The organism is Stenotrophomonas maltophilia group sp. Smal13, from assembly GCF_030236855.1.
GTDB lineage: Bacteria > Pseudomonadota > Gammaproteobacteria > Xanthomonadales > Xanthomonadaceae > Stenotrophomonas > Stenotrophomonas maltophilia_A.
The window spans coordinates 28,064-47,074 of record NZ_JASJSQ010000031.1 but is presented as its reverse complement, the minus strand read 5'-3'; the positions used below and the strand labels follow the sequence as shown (position 1 = coordinate 47,074).

Genomic DNA, 19,011 nt, shown 5'->3' with positions numbered 1-19,011 from the left:
ACCCACCACGAGGGGCTCAGCCGTTGGCCGAAACCCTCACCCCGCCCGCAACGCCGCCGCCGCCGCCCACCGCGCCGCCACCCGCGGCGCCGTAATGCACACCGCCTGATCGGTCACCGTCGTCACCGCGCGCTCCAGCAGCTGGATATCCGCCTCATGCTGGCGCGCCACATGCGGATCCTCGAAGAAGATCGCGCGCTGGCAACGCCCCTCCAGCACCCGGTCGGCAATCTGGGCATCACCGCCCATCGGACCGCTCTGGTAGCGCGTCACCCACGGCGTATCACGCGGCCAGCCCCGGCTCCAGGCCAGCTCGTTCAAACGCTGGCCGGTGGTCCCGGTGGCCACCCGCTCACCGAACCGGGCCAGCACATCGAAGTGCTCATCGGCGAAGGCCAGCATCGCCGGCTTCATCGCATCGTGCGCGATCAGCGCCAGCGTCTGGCCTTCGAACGCATGCAGGTCGTCGGCGCCGGCATCGGCTGCCAGCCCGGCGTGGACGCGCTCCACCTCCACCCAGTCGCGTGCGGTGGCCACGGTCGAAATGAACGGCTTGCCGTGGATCACGCACTGCCGCTTGAGCGCGGTTGCTTCCGGAAACACCGAGGATGGATCGACCGGGTCGATCAGGTAGATCGCGCCATCCAGTGTCCGATCCGGACCCATGCCAACGACTTCGGCGACCAGCTTCATCAGGCCACCCTGGCGTCCGTAGGGATAACGGTGCAGGCCCGCGTATCCGGTCAGGAAGCCCTGCCGTTCGATCGCGTCATGGGTGCGGCCGACCGCATGCAGCGACACGCCCAGCTCGCGCAGGCCGGCCTCGCTGCTGCGCAGCCAACGGAACAGCGCAGCGCGCGCGTCGTGGTGATGAAGACGGTTGGCAGCCAGGCCGATGCGCATCGAACGCTCCGCAGGTACGGGTGAAGGCGGCAGTGTATGTCGGCATTCCCCCATCTGGATGCTTTTACAACTTTCTTCATTGCCGTCGGCCCGGGCGTCGATAGCGTGGCAGGCAGCGGTACCGCAGCGCGGCCGTTCCTTCCGCCCGCGAGATGAGGATGCCTACCGTGAATGTCGCCGGCTTCCCGGCAGCCATTGCTGTCATGGCCAGCCTGCTGCTGCCTGCCGCGGCCTCCGCCACGGGCTGCAGCACACCGCTGCGCATCGCCTGGCCGTCCGACCGTGCTCCTTTGTCGTCCAGCGAACAGGGCGAAGCCCGGGGGCTCGGCGCGGCGTACCTGAAGCTGCTGGGCGGGCAACGGCCACTGCAGCTGTTGCCCGTGCCGGCCACCAGCGTGGACCGGGACGAGCTGCCGGCCGGCACCCAGGCGCTGCTGGGATGGCCACGCTCGCAACTGCCTGCCGGATGGGTGGTCAGCACGCCCTACCTGCAGCTGCCGCAGGTGATCGTGCGCCGGGAGGATGCGCCGCCGGTGCTGGGCCTGGAAGATCTGCGTGGACGCACCGTGGCCAGCCCCAGCCGGGTGCCGCTGCAGGGGCTGCTGGCCGAGCAGGCAGCGGGTGCACAGCTGCTGCCACCGGCAGCGCTGGACGATGCACTCCCGCTGCTGGGCACCGGATTGATCGATGCGGTGGTCGCCAACCTCGGCGACGTCGAGGCGGCGTTGCGCCGCTACCAGGGCGATGCACTGCTGATCGCCGCGCCGGCCGGTTTCGATGATGCCCTGGTGCTGGCGACCACGCCCGCCTGCGCCGATGTCATCGCCGGCTTCGAACAGGCGCTGTCGCAGCTGACCGATACCGAACGCGATCAGATCCGCGCGGCCTGGCTGCCGGACCGGCCGCGCAATGCTCCGTCATCGTCGCCCCTGCGCTGGCTGGTGCCGGCCTCGCTGATCCTGCTCGCCCTGGCGCTGGTCCATGCCTTCGGCTACTGGCGGGTCCATCGCGAGAGCGTGCGCCGCCGAGGGGTGGAGCAGCGCCTGCAGGAGGTGACCGCGAACCTGCCGGCGGTGGTCTACCAGGCGCGTCGTTCGGCGGGCGGCCACTACAGCTTTCCGCAGATCGCCGGGGACGTGCAGGCCCTGTTCGGAATCAGCGTGGAGACCGCGCGGATCGATCACCAGCGGTTGTTGGCCGCGGTCCACCCGGATGACCGCAACCAGGTGATGGCCTGCGTCGAGATGGCTGCATTGGCGCGTGGCCCGATCGACGTCACCTTCCGCACCCGCTCGCCACAGGGCTGGCGATGGGTGCGCTCGCATGGGCGGCCGTTGTCCTGCGACGACAGCGACGTCGAGTGGAGCGGCTACTGGATCGACGTCAGTGAGGTGCAGTCACGTACCCGCGCGTTGGCCGAAGCGCGCCGCGAGGCCGAGCAGGCGGCACAGGCCAAGGCGCACTTCCTGGCAACGATGAGCCACGAGATCCGCACCCCGATGAGCACGCTGCTGGGCATGCTCGAACGGCTGGCGGGCAGCAGGCTGGAGGCGCGCCAGCAGCAGGTGCTGGCCACCGTCGATGATGCCGCGCGGATGCTGCGGCAGATCCTCGACGATGTACTGCACAGCCAACGCCTGGAGGGCGCACCACTGCAGCTGCGGCCCACCGACCTGGCGGCACTGGTGCGCGCGGTGCAGCAGCTGCTGATGCCGGTGGCCGCCAGCCGAGGCCTGCACCTGCAGGTGGTGCTTGATCCGGAGATGCAGCCGGGATCGCTGGCCGATGGCCTGCGCCTGCGCCAGATCCTGTTCAACCTGGCCGGCAACGCGTTGAAGTTCACCCGGCACGGCCACGTGGAACTGCAGGTGCAGGTACTGCAGCAACGTGACTGGGGCCAGCGGCTGCGCCTGCAGGTAAGCGACAGCGGCGTGGGCATCAGCGAGGAGCGCCAGCAGGCGGTGTTCGCTGCCTATACCCAGGCGGAGCGCTCGACCACGCGGCGCTTCGGCGGCAGTGGGCTGGGCCTGGCGATCTGCCGCGAGCTGGCGATCTCGATGGGGGCGGAGCTGCAGCTGCGCAGCTCACCCGGGAAGGGCACCACGGTGTGGCTGGATCTGGACCTGGATGCCTGTGAGGCACCCGTGGCCGCGCCCGCGGCGGCGGTCGCGGACGAGCGTCCATTGCCGGCGGCGCGCGTGCTGATGGCTGAAGACCATCCCACCAACCTGCATCTGCTGGAGCAGCACCTGTGTGCGCTCGGGCTGCAGGTCCACGCCTGTACCGATGGACGGTCGGCGCTTGAAGCATGGCAGGCGCAGCCGTTCGACCTGGTCATCACCGACTGCCACATGCCGGGCATGGATGGCTTCGCGCTGGCACGGGCGATCCGTGCCGATGCCTGCCCGGCGCGTGCGCAGGTGCCGATCATCGCGCTCACCGCCAGCGTGATGGAAAGCACCCGCGAAGCCTGTCGTGCGGCTGGCATCGACCACTTCCTGGCCAAGCCGGTGGAGCCGCACGCACTGCGGGCGCTGCTGGCGGCATTGCTGGTACCGGACTCAGTGGGCCAGTAGCCGCACGATGCTGGCGGCGGCATCGCGGCCTTCGGCCACGGCGGTCACCACCAGGTCAGCACCGCGCACCGCGTCACCACCGGCGAACAGGCGCGGATGCGCGGTCTGGAACGGCAGGCGGTCCTTGCCGCCGGCCACGATGCGGCCGTTGGACTGGCCTTCCACGCCCAGCTCGGCCAGCCACGCCGGCACGCTCGGCGAGAAGCCGAAGGCGATGATCACCACGTCCGCTTCCAGCAGCGATTCACTGCCTTCGATCGGCACGGCGTTCTGGCGGCCGTTGGCATCGGGCTCGCCCAGCCGGGTTTCCACCACGGTCACGCCGATCACTTCATCGTCGGCGCCGGCTTCGATCGACAGCGGCTGCCGGTTGAACAGGAAGCGCACGCCCTCTTCGCGGGCATTGGCCACTTCGCGCGCGCTGCCGGGCATGTTGGCTTCGTCGCGGCGATAGGCGCAGGTGACCTTGGCCGCGCCCAGCCGCACCGCGCTGCGCACGCAGTCCATGCCGGTATCGCCGCCACCGAGCACCACCACGCGCTTACCGTTGAGGTCGGGCAGGGCAATGGTGTCTTCCCAGCCGGCAATCGGCCGGCCCTTCGGGTCATCGCCGCCCACAATGCGGCTGTTCTGTACCAGGAACGGCAGGGCCGGCAGCACGCCCTTCAGGTCCTGGCCGTCGAGGCCGCCATCGGTGTAGCGGTAGGCGCCGGTGCCGACGAACACCGCGTCGTGGCTGTCCAGCAGCTGCTGCACGCTCAGGTCACGGCCGATCTCCACGCCGAGGCGGAACTGCACGCCCATGCCCTCCAGCACTTCGCGGCGGCGGTGGATCACGTCCTTGTCCAGCTTGAAGCTGGGAATGCCGAACTGCAGCAGGCCGCCGATCTGCTCATAGCGGTCGTAGACCACGGCGGCAATGCCAGCGCGGGCGAGGCGATCAGCGCAGGCCAGGCCGGCCGGACCGGCGCCGATCACCGCCACGCTGTGGCCGCTGGGCTGCACCGCGCCCAGGTCAGGGCGCCAGCCGCTGGTCAGCGCGGTATCGACGATGTACTTCTCCACCGCACCGATGGTGACCGCACCGAATTCCTCCAGCGTGCAGCTGCCCTCGCACAGGCGATCCTGCGGGCAGACCCGGCCGCACACCTCCGGCAACGGGTTGGTGCTGTGGCACAGCGTGGCGGCTTCATGGATGCGGTTCTCCTGCACCAGCTGCAGCCACTGCGGAATGGCGTTGTGCACCGGGCACTTCCAGCTGCAGTAGGGGTTGCCGCAGTCCAGGCAACGGCCGGCCTGGTACTGGGCGTCCTCCTTGCCGAACTTGCCGTACAACTCGCCCCAGTCGCCGGACGTACGCAGTTCCACCGGAATGCGCTGCGGCATGGTGCGGGGCAGGTCGAGGAACTGGAAGGCGTGCTTGCGGCTCATGGCGGGCTCTGGAATGCGGGGGGGAACGTTGCCGGCCAGCGGCCGGCACTACGTGATCCTGGGATGCCGGCCAGCGGCCGGCACTACCGTTACGCGGCGCGTCGCAGGGTTTCGGTCAGCGACTCGATGCTGGCGGCCTTCGGTTTGACCAGCCAGAACTTGCCGATGTAGTCGCGGAACTCGTCCAGGATCTGCTGCGCCCAGATGCTGCCGGTCAGCTCGCGATGGCGGCCGATCAGGCGGTGCAGGTGCTGGCGGTAGTTCTCGAAGCCTTCGGCGGACACGCGATGGATGTCGATCAGCTCATGGTTGTAGCGGTCGACGAAATCGCGGTCGACGTCCAGCACGTAGGCCAGCCCGCCGGTGAAACCCGCACCGAAGTTCAGGCCGACCTTGCCCAGCACCAGCACCACGCCATCAGTCATGTACTCGCAGCAGTGGTCACCAGCACCCTCCACCACCGCCAGCGCGCCGGAATTGCGCACGGCGAAACGTTCGCCGGCACGACCGGCAGCGAACAGTTCACCGCCGGTGGCACCGTACAGGCAGGTGTTGCCGATGATCGCGGTGCTGCGTGCCTCGAAGCGGGCGCCGCGCGGCGGACGCACCACCAGTCGGCCGCCGGCCATGCCCTTGCCGACGTAGTCGTTGGCTTCGCCTTCCACTTCCAGGTGCAGGCCACCGACGTTGAACGCGCCGAAGCTCTGCCCGGCACTGCCGCGGAAACGCAGTTCCAGCGGTGCCTCAGCCATGCCCTGGTTGCCGTGTGCGCGTGCCACCGCACCGGCCAGGCGGGTGCCGATGCTGCGGTCGGTGTTGTGGATCAGGAAGCGGTGTTCGCCACCGCGCTTGTGTTCGATGGCCGGGGCCAGCAGGCCGTCCATCTGCGTGGCGAGGCTGTCCGGCGATTCGTACAGGCGCTGCGCGGCACAGTGGCTGCCCTCATAGCGGCTGTCGGCCAGCAGGCGTGACAGGTCCACGCGCACGCCGTCGCGCGGCGCCGCCTCGATCTGCCGCAGCAGGTCGGTGCGGCCGACGATCTCTTCCAGCGAACGCGCGCCCAGGTAGGACAGCCAGCCGCGCACTTCCTCGGCCAGCAGGCGGAAGAAGTTCTCCACGCGCTCGGGCTGGCCGGTGAAGTGGTTCTCGCGCAGGCGCTCGTCCTGGGTGGCCACGCCGGTGGCGCAGTTGTTGAGGTGGCAGATGCGCAGGTACTTGCAGCCCAGCACGATCATCGGCGCGGTGCCGAAGCCGAAGCTGTCCGCGCCCAGCAGCGCGGCCTTGACTACGTCCAGGCCGGTCTTCAGGCCGCCGTCGGTCTGCAGCAGGGTGCGCCCGCGCAGATCGTTGGCCAGCAGCGCCTGGTGCGCTTCGGCCACGCCCAGTTCCCACGGTACGCCGGCATAGCGGATCGAGCTGACCGGCGAGGCGCCGGTGCCGCCGTCGTGGCCGGAGATGGTGATCAGGTCCGCACCGGCCTTGACCACGCCGGCGGCGATCGTGCCGACACCGGCATGGCTGACCAGCTTCACCGACACCAGCGCGGTCGGGTTGACCTGCTTGAGGTCGTAGATCAGCTGCGCTAGGTCTTCGATGGAATAGATGTCGTGGTGCGGCGGCGGCGAGATCAGGCCGATGCCTGGACGCGCATAGCGCAGCCGCGCGATCAGCTCGTTGACCTTGTGCCCAGGCAGCTGGCCGCCTTCGCCGGGCTTGGCGCCCTGCGCGACCTTGATCTGCAGCACTTCGGCATTGACCAGGTATTCGGCGGTGACGCCGAAGCGGCCCGAGGCCACCTGCTTGATCTTGCTGCGCTTGGCGGTGCCATAGCGGGCGGGATCCTCACCGCCTTCGCCGGAATTGCTGCGACCACCGAGGCGATTCATCGCCATCGCCAGCGCCTCGTGTGCCTCAGGGGACAGTGCACCCAGGCTGATCGCCGCGGTATCGAAGCGCGGAAACAGCTCGCTGGCCGGCGCCACGTCATCGAGTGGTGTCGGCGCAGCGGCCGGCACCAGTTCCAGCAGGTCGCGCAGTGCCGACGGCGGACGCGCGTGCACGGCATCGCAGTACTGCTGCCAGGCACGCGGATCGCCGCTGCGCGCCGCGCGCTGCAGGGTGGTCACCACGTCCGGGTTGTACATGTGGTACTCGCCGCCGTGCACGTACTTCAGCAGGCCGCCGACATCCACGTCCTGCTGCGCATCCCAGGCCTGCGCGCACAGCTCGCGTGCGTCGGCATCCAGGCGCGCGAAACCGGCACCACCGATGCGCGAAGCGGTATCCGGGAAGCACAGGTCCACGACTTCCGGTTCCAGGCCGATGATCTCGAACAGCTGCGCGCCGCGGTAGCTGGCCACGGTACAGATGCCCATCTTCGAGATGATCTTCGACAGGCCCTTGTACACGCCTTTGCGGTAGCGGCGGCCGATCTGCGACTGCTCACCGCCCTTGCTGAGCTTGAGGATGCCGCGTCGGCCCAGGTCGAACAGGGTCTGGTAGGCCAGGTACGGGTACACCGCGGTAGCGCCGAAGCCGAGCAGGCAGGCCATGTGGTGCGGGTCGCGCGCGGTGCCGGTCTCGACGATGAGATTCACGTCGCAGCGCAGGCCCAGCCGCGAGAGGTGGTGGTGGATGGCGCTGGTGGCGAGCAGGGCATGCACCATCGGCCGCCCGGCCACCGGGTAGCGGTCGGACAGCAGCAGCATCACCATACCCTCGCGCGCGGCCTGTTCGGCCTCGGCACAGATGCGCTCGATGCCAGCGCGCAGGCCCTCGTCTTCGCTGTAGGACAGGTCCAGCAGGCGGTTGGCCTGCACGTACTGGTCCATCTTCAGCAGCTGGCGCAGCTTGCGCTGGCTCAGTACCGGCGAGTTGAGGATGACGTGGTTCACCGTCTCCGGGCCGGCGTGGAAGATGTTGGTCTCCCTGCCGAGCTGGGTGGACAGCGACATCGCGCAGTCTTCGCGTAGCGGATCGATCGGCGGGTTGGTGACCTGCGCGAAGGCCTGGCGGAAGTAGTCATAGAGCGGACGGCTGCGCTGGCTCAGCACTGCCATCGGCGTGTCGTCGCCCATCGAGCCAGTGGCTTCCTGCTCGGTCTCGGCCAGCGGTCGCAGCACCTGCTCCACTTCCTCGCTGCTGAGCTGGTAGAGCTTGTGGTAGCTGCGCAGCGTGCCTTCGTCGAAGGGTTCCTCCACCAGCGAGGGATCGATCAGTTCGGTCTGCAGGTAGGTCACGCCCTGCTGCAGCCATTGCTTGTACGGCGCGCGACCGCGGTTGATGCGATCCACCGCATCGGAGTCGAGCAGGTCGCCGCGCTTGAGGTCGATGGCGATCATCTCGCCGGGGCCGAGCTTGCCCTTGCGCACCACGCGCTCGGTCGGCACTTCCCACACGCCCGCTTCGGAGGCGACCAGGAAGTGGCGGTCGGCGGTCAGCATCCAGCGCGCCGGACGCAGGCCGTTGCGGTCCAAGGTGCACACCGCATAGCGGCTGTCGCAGGCGACGATGCCGGCCGGGCCATCCCACGGCTCGCTGTTGAGCCCATGGAACTCGTAGAAGGCGGCCAGGTCCGGATCCTTGAATTCGAGCGACTGGGTGGCCGGCGGCACCAGGATGCGCAGCGCCTGGATCAGCTCCATGCCACCGGCCACCATCAGCTCCAGCATGTTGTCCAGGCTCTGCGAGTCAGAGCCGTGCATGGAGATGACGGGGTCGAATTCACCGATATCGAAGCGCGGCGTCTTCCACACCTTGCTGCGCGCCTGCGCCCAGCGCCGGTTGCCTTCGATGGTGTTGATCTCGCCATTGTGGGCGAGCATGCGGAACGGGTGCGCCAGCGGCCAGCGCGGCAGCGTGTTGGTGGAGAAGCGCTGGTGGAACACGATCGCGCTGGAGGCCAGCTCGCGGCGCTGCAGGTCCGGGAAGAAGCGGCTGAGCTTGTCCGGCAGCACCATGCCCTTGTAGCTGATCGCATCCGGGGTGAGGGTGGTGACGTAGAAGTCGGCGTGTTCGCGCAGCTGCTGTTCGCTGCGGCGACGGGCCAGGAACAGCGCCAGCGCGAAGCCGGCATCGTCCTGGCCGATGCCGGCGTCGACGAACACCTGCTCGATGCGCGGCAGCGTGTCGCGCGCCAGCTGGCCGCAGACGCTGTCATCGGTGGGCACCTCGCGCCAGCCGGCGACCTTGCAGCCGACCGCTTCCACCTGCGCCTGCAGCTGCGCGCGGCAGGCCTGCGCCGCGTCGGCGTCGTGTGGCAGGAACACCAGGCCGGCGGCGAAACGCGCAGCGACCGCGATGCCGGCTTCGCTGGCCAGCAGTTTCAGGAACGCATCGGGGCGGCGCAGCAGCAGGCCGCAGCCATCGCCGGTCAGGCCATCTGCGGCGACACCGCCACGGTGGGTCATGCGCGAAAGCGCGGCGATGGCGGTATCAACCAACAGGCGCGATGGTTGATCGTCGAGCTGGGCGACCATGCCAAATCCACAGGCATCGCGCTCGGAGCGCGGGTCGTAAAGCCCTTGGCGGTTGCGGGGGGCCATCTCTACCTCGATGCGGAATGAATTGAACGGGGACACTCAAGCCCGCTCAATCCCTGGAGCGCATCGTGAGGCCACCGGATGCCTCGACTAGATCACAGGTTGCTGCAACGCCGCAATACACGGTTGCAGGTGCAACAGAACGCGCCGGCAACCCAGTGCCGGCGCGGGGCCGGACTCAGCCGCAGCGCGCGCCGCTGACGGCGCCCTTGGCGTCCACTTCGATGTTCAGGCGGTCGCCGAGGAACTCCATCGTGGCCACGTCGTTGGGCTTGAGCACGCGCACCTGGTTGGCGCCGGCATCTTCCTGCGCCTGCTTGCCCAGCGCGTCGGTGTAGGTCTGGCCGACCAGGCTCTGCACCTGGCTGGCATCGCAGGTGCCGACCGGCGGAGCCTCGGTGGCCTTGCCGGCTTCGTCGGCCGGCGCCTTGGCGGCTTCGGCGGCCTGCTGGGCGTGGGCCGTGGCCGAATCCTGTTCATCCAGCGCCGGTGCCTGGCAGGCGGTCAGCGCCAGCACGGCCGGCAGCAACAGGGCGGAGAGCGAACGGGCGCGAATCGGGAACGACATCATGACTCCGGAAGGGGTTGTGAAGACCCGAGCATAGCGGCGAACCGGCCCTCACGTGTTTGTCTTGTGTTATCGACAGGATCGCGGCATGGCGACGGCGACACTACCGACATGCCAACCCCCTCCACCCCCGAACGACAGGCCGCGCGCGCGGCCGGCCTGCGCTATGTCGATGACACCCAGCCGGGCATCAGCCGGCGCCGCGCTGGCAAGGGTTTCAGCTACCGCGATGCCGATGGTCACGCGATACGCGACGCCACTACCCTGCAACGCATCCGTGCGCTGGCGATTCCGCCGGCGTATACCGCCGTATGGATCTGCGCCCACGCCAACGGCCACCTGCAGGCCACCGGCCGCGATGCACGCGGACGCAAGCAGTACCGCTACCACGCCGACTGGGCCAAGGAGCGCGACGCCGGCAAGTTCGACCGCATCATCGCCTTTGGCGAGGCCTTGCCTACGCTGCGCAGGCGTCTTTCACGCGACCTCAAGCGGCCAGGCTTTCTGCGGGAGAAAGTGCTGGCGGTGGTGGTGGCGCTGCTGGCCGACACCCTGGTGCGGGTCGGCAATGAAACCTATGCACAACAGAACCGTTCGTTCGGACTGACCACACTGCGCAACCGCCACCTGGAGCTGCTGCGCGGCGGCCGGGTGCGCATGCGCTTCCGCGGCAAGTCCGGGCAGCTGCAGGAGGTGACCGTGGGCGACCGCAGGCTGGGGCTGCTGGTGCGGCGCCTGCAGCAGCTGCCGGGGCAGGCGCTGTTCCAGTACCGCGATGATGACGGTGCGCTGCAGCCGGTGGATTCCGGCGCGGTGAACGACTACCTGCGCGAGGTGATGGGCGAGGACTTCACTGCCAAGGATTTCCGCACCTGGGGTGGCACGGCGGCGGCGGTGCAGGCGTTTGCCGCCACCGAACTGCCGGAACCGGCCAGTCAGCGCGCGCTGGCGCAGGCGCAGCGCGCGGTGGTGTGCGAAGTGGCATCGCTGCTGGGCAATACCCCGGCGGTGTGCCGCAAGGCCTACATCGACCCGTGCGTGTTCGCCGGCTGGGAACGCGGCGAACTGGCCACGCTGGCCGGCCTGCGCGGGCCGCGCCAGTGGGAACAGGCCACCCTGCGCGTGCTGCGCAGGGCGCGCAGGCTCAGCCGCAGTAGATTGCGGTGATGTTGTTGGTGCGGCCCTTTTCGATGGTCAGGCGGTCGCCGCCTTCGCTGGCCGGCGGTACCCGCGGACCGTCATGGCGCAGCACCCGCACATGCAGGCTGTCGCTGTCCACGCGTGCGCGGGCCACGGTGGCGTCCGAAGCGGCCAAGCCCAGTGCGCCGCGCACCATGTCGCTGTGGCACTGTCCGGAAATCACGCCGTCGATCGGCTGCACCTGGGCCATCGGTGTGCTGCTGCAGGCGGCGAGGGCGAAGCAGACGGCGGTGGTGGCGATGGCATGTTTCATGGTGGCGTTCCTTGTTTGATTGCGTGCAGGGTGCGACGTCAGACGTGGTGGCGGAATGAATGCCGTGCACATCGTGGACACGGCGCGCTCACCGCCGCCAACAGCGTGGGTGGAGACACTGCAGGAGCGGCAAGGGCCGCCCCCGGTAGTGCCGGCCGCTGGCCGGCAGCCCCTTTCCCTCCCGAGGAGACCTGCATGGCCACCACCAAGAAAGCCCCCGTCCGCCGCAAAGCCTCGACCAAGGTGCGCAAAGGCAGCACCGCAAGCAAGACTGTCGCCGCCCCCGATCGCCCGCGCGTGGTGAAGACCGCCACCCGTAAGGCGGCCGCCAGCGACCCACGCGCAGCGCGCGTCGCGGCCCGGCAGCGGCGCCTGCAGGACCAGGAGAAGGCCAAGGACGTGCGCGCGGCAAAAAAAGCAACGAAGAAGACCGCGACCCAGGCCGGTGCGCGCCGGCAACCGGAGGCGATGCCGGCGCAGCAGCTGGCCAAGCCTGGGCATGAACACGAACTGGAGCTGGCGCCGCGTTTCCTTGCACCGGACTACGCCGGCAGCGGCAAGCTGCAGGGCATGCGCGCGATCATCACCGGTGGCGATTCTGGTATCGGCCGTGCGGTGGCAGTACTGTTCGCACGCGAAGGCGCCGATGTGGCGGTACTGCATTTGGACGAGGCCGAGGACGCGGACATCACCCGCCAGCACGTGGAGCGCGAAGGCGGTCGCTGCGTGGTGATCGCCGGTGACGTGCGCGATCCGCGCTTCTGCAACAAGGCGGTCAAGCAGGTGGCCAAGGCGTTCGGCGGCATCGACATCCTGGTCAACAACGCCGCGTTCCAGCTGCATTGCGAGCGGCTGGAAGACCTGGAAGACGCGCATCTGCAGGAAACCCTGCAGACCAACATCGGCGGTTACATCCAGATGGCGCGCGCGGTGCTGCCGCACCTGGGCGAGGGTGCCAGCATCATCAACACAGGATCGGAAACGGGAATCTTCGGCAGCAAGGCGCTGATCGATTACTCGGCCACCAAGGGCGCGATCCATGCGTTCACCAAATCGCTGGCGAGCCAATTGCTACCACGTGGCATCCGGGTCAACTGCGTTGCGCCGGGACCGGTGTGGACGCCACTGAACCCGGCCGACAAGCCGGCGGAGGACGTGGCGGAGTTCGGCAAGGACAGCGACATGGGGCGGCCCGCACAGCCTGAAGAACTGTCGCCGGCCTATGTATTCCTGGCCTCGCCGGTCTGTGCCAGCTACATCAGCGGGGTGATCCTGCCGGTGATGGGCGGGCCGCGGGGGTGAGGCCGGGCGCGGCATGTGCCGCCTGAATGGGGCAGGTGCTGGGGTGTGCGCTGTGTCAAAAGCTCCGTCGGGCAGCTGGGGTAGGCTGACTCCCAACCGCTCACGTTCAAGGACCGACCATGCCCGAGATGGATATCAATGCGGCGGCCAACGAAGTCGTCGCCCTGTTGCGGCAGAACGACGTGCGCGGTGCCGCCGCCCGCCTGGAGGCCCTGCACGACGGCCAGAGTGTTGTGGTGCAGGAATCGCTGGATCGCTACATCTCGGCGCGTGCCGCCACCGAGCTTGAGGCGTTGCGCCGGAATGGTGGTGTTGCCGCAGCAGATGCGGCCACAGTGAACCCGATGCTGGATCGTCTGGGCGAGGCGACGCGGCCACCGCGGATGCCCGATGCGGCAGAGACCGCAGCGCTGAGCCAGGCCCAGCAGTATGATGTGTATGGCAGCATCGTGGCCCAGCGCGGCAACACTGCGGCGAATGACGCGATGGCAACGCAGGACCGCGTGGTGCTGGGGCTGCGCGACGAGAACCGCACCACCGAGGCACGCGGGCGTGGCGTCTACGACGACCGCATCGTGGTGCTGTGGAAGGATGCGCAGGGCCACGGCCATGTGCGTGAGTTCAACCAGGCCACGACCGAGCCGACTGCCCAGTACGACGGCCATGCCAAGACCACGCCGCGCAGCCCGGGCTTCGGCAACGTCGCACCGCGTACCAAGACCGAGGGTGAGGACGTCAACGGCGACCGGGTCAAGGACCTGGGGCGCCTGGGCGAGGGCACCACCGAGATGCGCGCAACGACCCATCCGCGCAATGGCCATCCCGATGAGTTTGCGCTGCGCCCCTCGCAGGATGCGATCACCGCAGGCGCCGGACGGGTGGAGCGTGACAGCAATGGCGACGGCTGGTTCGATGCGCGCGATACCCAGGGCGTGCAGGACCTCAACGACACCTTCAAGATCCATCGTGGCAGCCGCTCCAACACCGATTCGGCCGGCTGCCAGACCATCGGCGGCGGCGAGTACGACGACTTCGTGTCGACGGTGCGCGGCACGCCCGGGCAGAACCGTTGGCAGTACGTGCTGACCTCGGTTGCCCCCGGCCAGGCGCGCGAGCTGGGGCAGGACGTGCCGCTCGCGGCCACTGACGATCCCCGTCAGCCGCAGCATCGCGATCATGCCCTGCAGCAGCAGATCAGCACGCGCCTGCAGGCCCTAGGCGGACGCTACGCCGAGCATGCCGATGACTACAGTCTGGTGATGCTGCGCGAAGCGAAGGCCGCGGGCATCACCCGGGTCGACCAGATCGTGGCCAGCAATCCCAGTGCTGGACGCACGGCGGGCGAGACACTGTTCCTGGTGCAGGGCAGTCCGGGCGATCCTGCGGCGCTGCGCGCAGGGGTCAATGCAGCCGAGGTGCGCGAGACTGCGGTGGAATCCAGCCTGCGCCAGCTGCAGCAGCAATCGCGCGAACAGGCGGCACCCACACCCGCGCCTGCACACCTGCAGGAAGCGCCGGCGATGGGAGGGCGTTGAGCGATGATCCGATCACACCTGATGCCGAGCGTTTCGTTGATGCTGTTGCTGGCCTGCAGCGCCTGCGCGCCCGCTGGAGAGCGCGTCGCGCCGGTAGCACCCACCGCCAGCTCGTCGGCGAAACCGGAGACCTTGCCTGCGCAGACCCTGCCCACTGATCGAGGATTGCCCGCACTGCCAGATGCCTCCGGCAGCGCCCATCCCGGCGGTCGCTACGCTGCGCTGCCCGAACCTGCCAGGCAGGTGCTGGCGCAGTTGAAGTGCAACGTGGAGGGCGCCAGCAAGGTGCAGGTGCTTTCCACTCCCGCGCAGGATGGCCAGCAGGATTTCATGGTCACCGATCGCAGCGGGCCGCGCTTCCGCTACTGGATGCGGTCGTTCTCCGGCCGTGGCGGTACCACCGGGTATCTGGTGCAGCTGCAGGACTGCCCGGCAACCACCACGGGCATGCGCGCCTACATCGCACAGGGAGCCGCACCGCTGCAGGATGTCACCGCGTCGTTGCTGGCGCAGGCCGAGCTGCCCGACGCGGCGACCATGACGGCTTACCAGGACAAGGGCGCGGGTGATCTGTTCGCCTTCATCGGGGCGCTGGACAAGGTGCCGGTGCTGCGCTGGGTGGCCGAAGCAGACCCCGAACAGCCACTGGCCGCCGATGCGCGCAGCTTCGACCATGGCAATGCCATCCACGGCGGTTTCCTGCGCTGGAACCAGGATCACTTCGAAGTGGCCAGGACCGTACCCGCCGCGCTATGGCCCTGCGATGACAGCCCGTTGCTGCCGTGCAAGGGCGACCCGTTCGTGAGCGGGCGTTGAGGCCGCGCGCGCATAGAAATCGGCAATGCGCGGAATGAACTGCTGTGGATTGGCACCGACCAGATTGGTCAGCACCACCACCGCCACGCCGCGGTCGGGGTAGACGATGAAGGCCGATCGCGCGCCACCGATGCCGGCCACCTGCAGGTCGGGCGATGCGCGCAGCACCGGCCAGCCGCCCGCCCATGGGCCGGCACGGCCATCGGTGAGGCGCTCTGCGGTCCACATCCTCTTCCGAGGTGCATCCTGAAGCAGGCGCCCGTCGGTCAACGCGACCAGCCAGCGTGCGGTGTCATCGGCGGTGGTGAGGATGCCACCACCGGCCCACAGTGAAGGCGGAATGTCGTAGAACCAGTGCGACAGGCGCGGCGGTGCATCGGCTGCGTCGGTGGCACGCGGGGCCAGGCTGTACATCGTCGCCATATCCGGGATCAGGTCGTAGCTGTCGCCGAAGGTGGTGCGCGCCATGCGCGCGCTGCTGAACTGGCGGGTGGCGAGGAAGCGTTCGTAGGGCATGCCGGATCGCTGCGCGATGATCCGTGCCAGCAGTACGTAGTTGGTCTGGTTGTAGGCGAAGCGCTGCCCGGGTACGGCTTCGACCGGCCGCGCAGTGACGGCTGTCCACGCCTGCGCTTCGGAGCCACCGCCCAACAGCCCGTTCGCATCAAGGATGTCCGGAAGGCCTGAGGTATGCGCAAGCAACTGGCGTACGCGTACGTCTCTCCACGCTGCCGGAAGATCATCCAGGTAACGCGAGGCCGGCGCGTCCAGATCCAGCTGCCCCTGCTGGGCCAGCTGCGCGGCAGCCACGCCGGTGAACGCCTTGGTGGCCGAATTGAGCGGAAAGCGGGTGTCGCGCGAGGCAAGCACACCGTTCTCGACATTGGCCAGGCCGTAGGCCTCGGACAACACGATCTGCCCGTCTTTGATCACCGCGACCTGCAGCCCGGGAATGCGCTGCTCCAGCATGATCTGGCGGATCAGGCGGCGGGTCTGGTCGTTGGCCTGGTCCTGGCTGGCGGAGATGGCGGCGAAGGGCAGGGCAGTGATGAGCATGAGCACGACTCGAAGCGTTGGGCGGAACATGCGGGATTCCGGCGGGGCGTCGAGGATCGGATGCAGCGGGTGCGTAAAAGGTTTAAGCAGTACCTGCGCTGCGTGGCAGGTACTGGTTGTGCGCGCGGGGCGTGCCTGCTGCGGCTAGCGGATCCGGGAAGGAGACCTTCCGAACTGCCGCTTGAACGCGGCACTGAAGCTGCTGGTATGGGCGTACCCGGCCACGCTGGCCGCCACGTCCACTGACACCCGTCGTTGCAGCAGGGCATCGTGCGCCCGCTGCAGGCGCAGTGCACGCAGCCAGGCGGCGATGCTGCTGCCGTGCAGCTGCTGGAAGGTGCTTTGCAGGTCAACGGCGTTCGTACCCAGCCTGCGCGCCATCTGGTTGATGGTCAGGCCATCGGCCTCGCCGCTCTGCAGCCACTGTTGCAACTGGTCCACGCAACGCCGCAGATGTGCGCTGGGGGCAGGCGCCTCGCGTTCGGCGATCACGGATCGAACCACGCTGGCCGCGACTTCCAGCGCAAAGCTCTCGCGTTGCAGGCTGGCCAGCAGAGGCGGCTCCGCCGTTTCCGCCCCGAACAACGCTGCGGCCCGCCGCAGCAGTGGCGCAGGCGGTTGCCACGCCTGGTTGCGTGCGTGGCTCAGTCGCAGGCGGGTGAGTCCGGCCGATGCAATGCCATCGAGCTGGCGCGACAACCAGTCCTGGCCGAGGTGCAGGCTGACCTTGGTTTCCTCGCGACCCGCCTGCCAATGGCGCTGGAACGCTTCCTCCTCACGAAGGTGGACCAGCATCGCCGGGCTCCCGGTCCGGCGGCTGTCCATCTGCAGGCGCTGGTTGGCGATGACCACTTCGGCCTGCCCCTGCAGCAGGAAGCTGGCGGTGAGGCCCGCAGGCAGGCAGTTCTGGCTGCGGCCGCCGACCATGTCCTGGCTGCGGCTGAGGTAGAGCACCAGGCCGCTGTCCATCGACTGCACCTGCTGCCAGCCGGCCAGCACCGGCAGCGCATCGGGGAGGCCCGATTCAAAGTCGACCCGGCCACCCAGCGCGTGGGCGGCGCTCATCAGTTCGGCGCAGGAATAGACCTGCATGCAAGGCACCCGCGAATGCTGTCGTGCCTAAATTTTCTTTCGTCGCGCCTAAACTTTCAATGGTATTGCAAATTATTCTCATTTGCGGGGGCTCGCTGCCCCTTTCCCCTGTTCAGCAAGAAGGTCGATGGCGATGGGTCTGGTGATCAACGAGGCGGTGGTGCTGCGTGCCGTCTTCCATGGCGCGGTGGATGCGCACCAGATCCGGTACTGGCTGGACCGCGTGCAGGCGCTGATCGATGCCCACCGCCCCTTCTACTTCGTTGCCAGCACCGCGCCCGGTGCCACCTTCTGCGACGATTACCGTGCCCTGCAGGCGGTCTGGTACAAGCAGTACAAGGCCGCCTTCCGGCAGTACTGCCGGGGCCTGGTGCGCATCGCCAGCGATGCCGCCGAGCAGCAACGGCTGGACACCCCGGCGCTGCACGCGGCCTGGGCCGTGCCGTACTTCGTCACCGCCGATGCCGGCGCGGGCATGCGCTGGATTGGCGAGCACCTGGAGCAGGCCGATGCGCACTGAGCGCGCCGCTGCTTCGCCATTCGGCCTGGGTGTGATCGTCGCGCTGTACATGGCGCATGCCTTGCCCCTGTATTTCTACAACGTGGCGGTGCCGGCCATCCTGCGCAGCCAGGGCGTGGATCTACGCTGGATCGGCATGCTGTCGCTGCTGTACCTGCCGTGGGCGCTGAAGTTCCTGTGGGCGCCGCTGGTGGACCGCTGGCATCTGCCGGCCCTCGGTCGCCGCCGCAGCTGGCTGTGGCTGACCCAGCTGTTGCTGCTGGCCGGGATCCTGGTGCTGGCGTTCACCGGCCTGGATCATGGCCTGGTCGTGTTCGTGCTGGTCGGCATGTGGATCTCGACCATTGCCGCCACCCAGGACATCGCCATCGACGGCTATACCGTGGAGGCGCTGGCGCCGGCCGAGCACCGGCTGGGCAGCATGGCGCAGAGCGTGGGCGTGGCCCTGGGCAGCATGATCGGTGGCGCCGGCGTGCTGTGGCTGTATGAAACCCGCGGCTGGAGCGTGGCCCTGCTGAGCCTGGCGGCAATGAGCGCACTGACCCTGCTGGCAGTGCAGCAGATCAACGAAACGCCGGCCAGGCCCGACGCGCCGCGGCCGAGCATCCTGCGTGCGCTGCGTCGCCGCGAACTGCGCTGGGCGCTGCTGCTGATCGTGCTGTACCGGCTGGTGGAAGCGCCGGCCATGGCGATGATCAACCCGCTGCTGGTCGACCAGCAGTTCAGCCTGACCGAGATCGGGTTGCTGATCTCGGTGGGCGGCGCCGGTACCGGCATGCTGGCTGCGGTGGCCGCCGCCTGGCTGCTCAAGCAGCGCCGGGCCGAGCAGTTGCTGATGCACGCTGGCTGGTGGCGCACCGTGTTGTATGTACTGCTGGCATTGATGCTTTACAGCGGTGCGATGGCGTCGTCATGGTGGGGCCTGGGCGCGCTGGTGATCGCGCTGCTGGCGCTGCGCTATGTGGCGATGACCAGCCTGTATGCCCTGTTCATGCGGGTCAGTTCGCGTGCCCAGGCCGGCACTGACTTCACCCTGCTGGTGTGCTTCGAGCTGCTGGTCAATTTCATCGGCGGCGCGTTGTCTGGCTTCCTCGCCAAGGGCCTGGGCTACCCCATCTACTACATCGCGCTGGCGGCAGTTTCGGCGCTCGGGTTGCTGCTGTGCCGGCCGCTGATGCGCCGCTTCGCAGCACCCACGAACTCCCCCTGATACGCAAC

General features: G+C 68.5%; 14 protein-coding genes. 7 read left to right on the top strand and 7 right to left on the bottom strand.

The annotated features are described in order from the left end of the window. Positions 1–36 precede the first annotated feature (36 nt). On the bottom strand, positions 37–903 hold the full coding sequence (locus QRO95_RS12315; protein ID WP_277778872.1) for a methylglyoxal synthase: 867 nt from the start codon (positions 901–903) through the stop codon (positions 37–39). A 167-nt stretch (positions 904–1,070) separates the two neighbouring features. Between QRO95_RS12315 and QRO95_RS12310 the strand changes: the two genes are divergently transcribed. Further along, entirely contained in the window at positions 1,071–3,479 is a 2,409-nt protein-coding gene (locus QRO95_RS12310) for an ATP-binding protein (protein ID WP_285302672.1), read from the top strand. Here QRO95_RS12310 and QRO95_RS12305 read toward each other — a convergent pair. The 3 genes from QRO95_RS12305 to QRO95_RS12295 form a co-directional block, all read right to left on the bottom strand. Continuing rightward, on the bottom strand, positions 3,465–4,910 hold the full coding sequence (locus tag QRO95_RS12305) for an FAD-dependent oxidoreductase (protein ID WP_285302671.1): 1,446 nt from the start codon (positions 4,908–4,910) through the stop codon (positions 3,465–3,467). The genes QRO95_RS12310 and QRO95_RS12305 overlap by 15 nt on opposite strands. Positions 4,911–4,999: 89 nt before the next feature. Next, positions 5,000–9,454, bottom strand: coding sequence for a glutamate synthase large subunit (gene gltB / locus QRO95_RS12300; RefSeq protein ID WP_285302670.1), 4,455 nt, complete (start codon positions 9,452–9,454; stop codon positions 5,000–5,002). Positions 9,455–9,629: 175 nt separating this feature from the next. Further along, positions 9,630–10,019 carry an I78 family peptidase inhibitor gene (locus tag QRO95_RS12295; RefSeq protein WP_004133799.1) on the bottom strand — a complete coding sequence of 130 codons (390 nt, stop codon included), beginning with the start codon at positions 10,017–10,019 and terminating at the stop codon, positions 9,630–9,632. A 111-nt stretch (positions 10,020–10,130) separates the two neighbouring features. On the opposite strand from QRO95_RS12295, the gene QRO95_RS12290 reads away from it, so the two are divergent. Then, the gene (locus QRO95_RS12290) at positions 10,131–11,186 is read left to right on the top strand and encodes a DNA topoisomerase IB (protein ID WP_285302669.1); all 1,056 of its coding nucleotides are present in this window, start codon (positions 10,131–10,133) and stop codon (positions 11,184–11,186) included. Here the strand turns inward: QRO95_RS12290 and QRO95_RS12285 are convergent. Beyond that, the gene (locus QRO95_RS12285; RefSeq protein ID WP_004153470.1) at positions 11,164–11,472 is read right to left on the bottom strand and encodes a hypothetical protein; all 309 of its coding nucleotides are present in this window, start codon (positions 11,470–11,472) and stop codon (positions 11,164–11,166) included. The two genes, QRO95_RS12290 and QRO95_RS12285, sit on opposite strands and share 23 nt — an antisense overlap. Positions 11,473–11,667: 195 nt before the next feature. Between QRO95_RS12285 and QRO95_RS12280 the strand changes: the two genes are divergently transcribed. The 3 genes from QRO95_RS12280 to QRO95_RS12270 all read left to right on the top strand — a co-directional run bounded on the left by QRO95_RS12280 (position 11,668) and on the right by QRO95_RS12270 (position 15,125). Then, positions 11,668–12,774: an SDR family oxidoreductase gene (locus QRO95_RS12280; RefSeq protein ID WP_285302668.1), complete on the top strand. Its 1,107-nt coding sequence runs from the start codon at positions 11,668–11,670 to the stop codon at positions 12,772–12,774. A 119-nt stretch (positions 12,775–12,893) separates the two neighbouring features. Then, positions 12,894–14,309, top strand: coding sequence for an XVIPCD domain-containing protein (locus tag QRO95_RS12275; protein ID WP_285302667.1), 1,416 nt, complete (start codon positions 12,894–12,896; stop codon positions 14,307–14,309). A 3-nt stretch (positions 14,310–14,312) separates the two neighbouring features. Then, complete coding sequence (locus tag QRO95_RS12270; RefSeq protein ID WP_285302666.1) at positions 14,313–15,125, top strand: hypothetical protein; 813 nt, start codon at positions 14,313–14,315, stop codon at positions 15,123–15,125. Here QRO95_RS12270 and QRO95_RS12265 read toward each other — a convergent pair. Together QRO95_RS12265 and QRO95_RS12260 are read right to left on the bottom strand one after the other, a co-directional pair. Then, positions 15,060–16,181, bottom strand: a complete 1,122-nt coding sequence (locus QRO95_RS12265) for a serine hydrolase (protein WP_285302665.1) — start codon at positions 16,179–16,181, stop codon at positions 15,060–15,062. The genes QRO95_RS12270 and QRO95_RS12265 overlap by 66 nt on opposite strands. A 144-nt stretch (positions 16,182–16,325) precedes the next feature. Further along, positions 16,326–17,273: an AraC family transcriptional regulator gene (locus tag QRO95_RS12260; protein WP_121504992.1), complete on the bottom strand. Its 948-nt coding sequence runs from the start codon at positions 17,271–17,273 to the stop codon at positions 16,326–16,328. A 127-nt stretch (positions 17,274–17,400) separates the two neighbouring features. On the opposite strand from QRO95_RS12260, the gene QRO95_RS12255 reads away from it, so the two are divergent. Next, positions 17,401–17,793 carry a hypothetical protein gene (locus QRO95_RS12255; protein ID WP_223224697.1) on the top strand — a complete coding sequence of 131 codons (393 nt, stop codon included), beginning with the start codon at positions 17,401–17,403 and terminating at the stop codon, positions 17,791–17,793. Further along, positions 17,783–19,003, top strand: a complete 1,221-nt coding sequence (locus QRO95_RS12250) for an MFS transporter (protein WP_285302664.1) — start codon at positions 17,783–17,785, stop codon at positions 19,001–19,003. Before QRO95_RS12255 ends, QRO95_RS12250 begins: the two co-directional genes overlap by 11 nt. Positions 19,004–19,011: the final 8 nt, after the last annotated feature.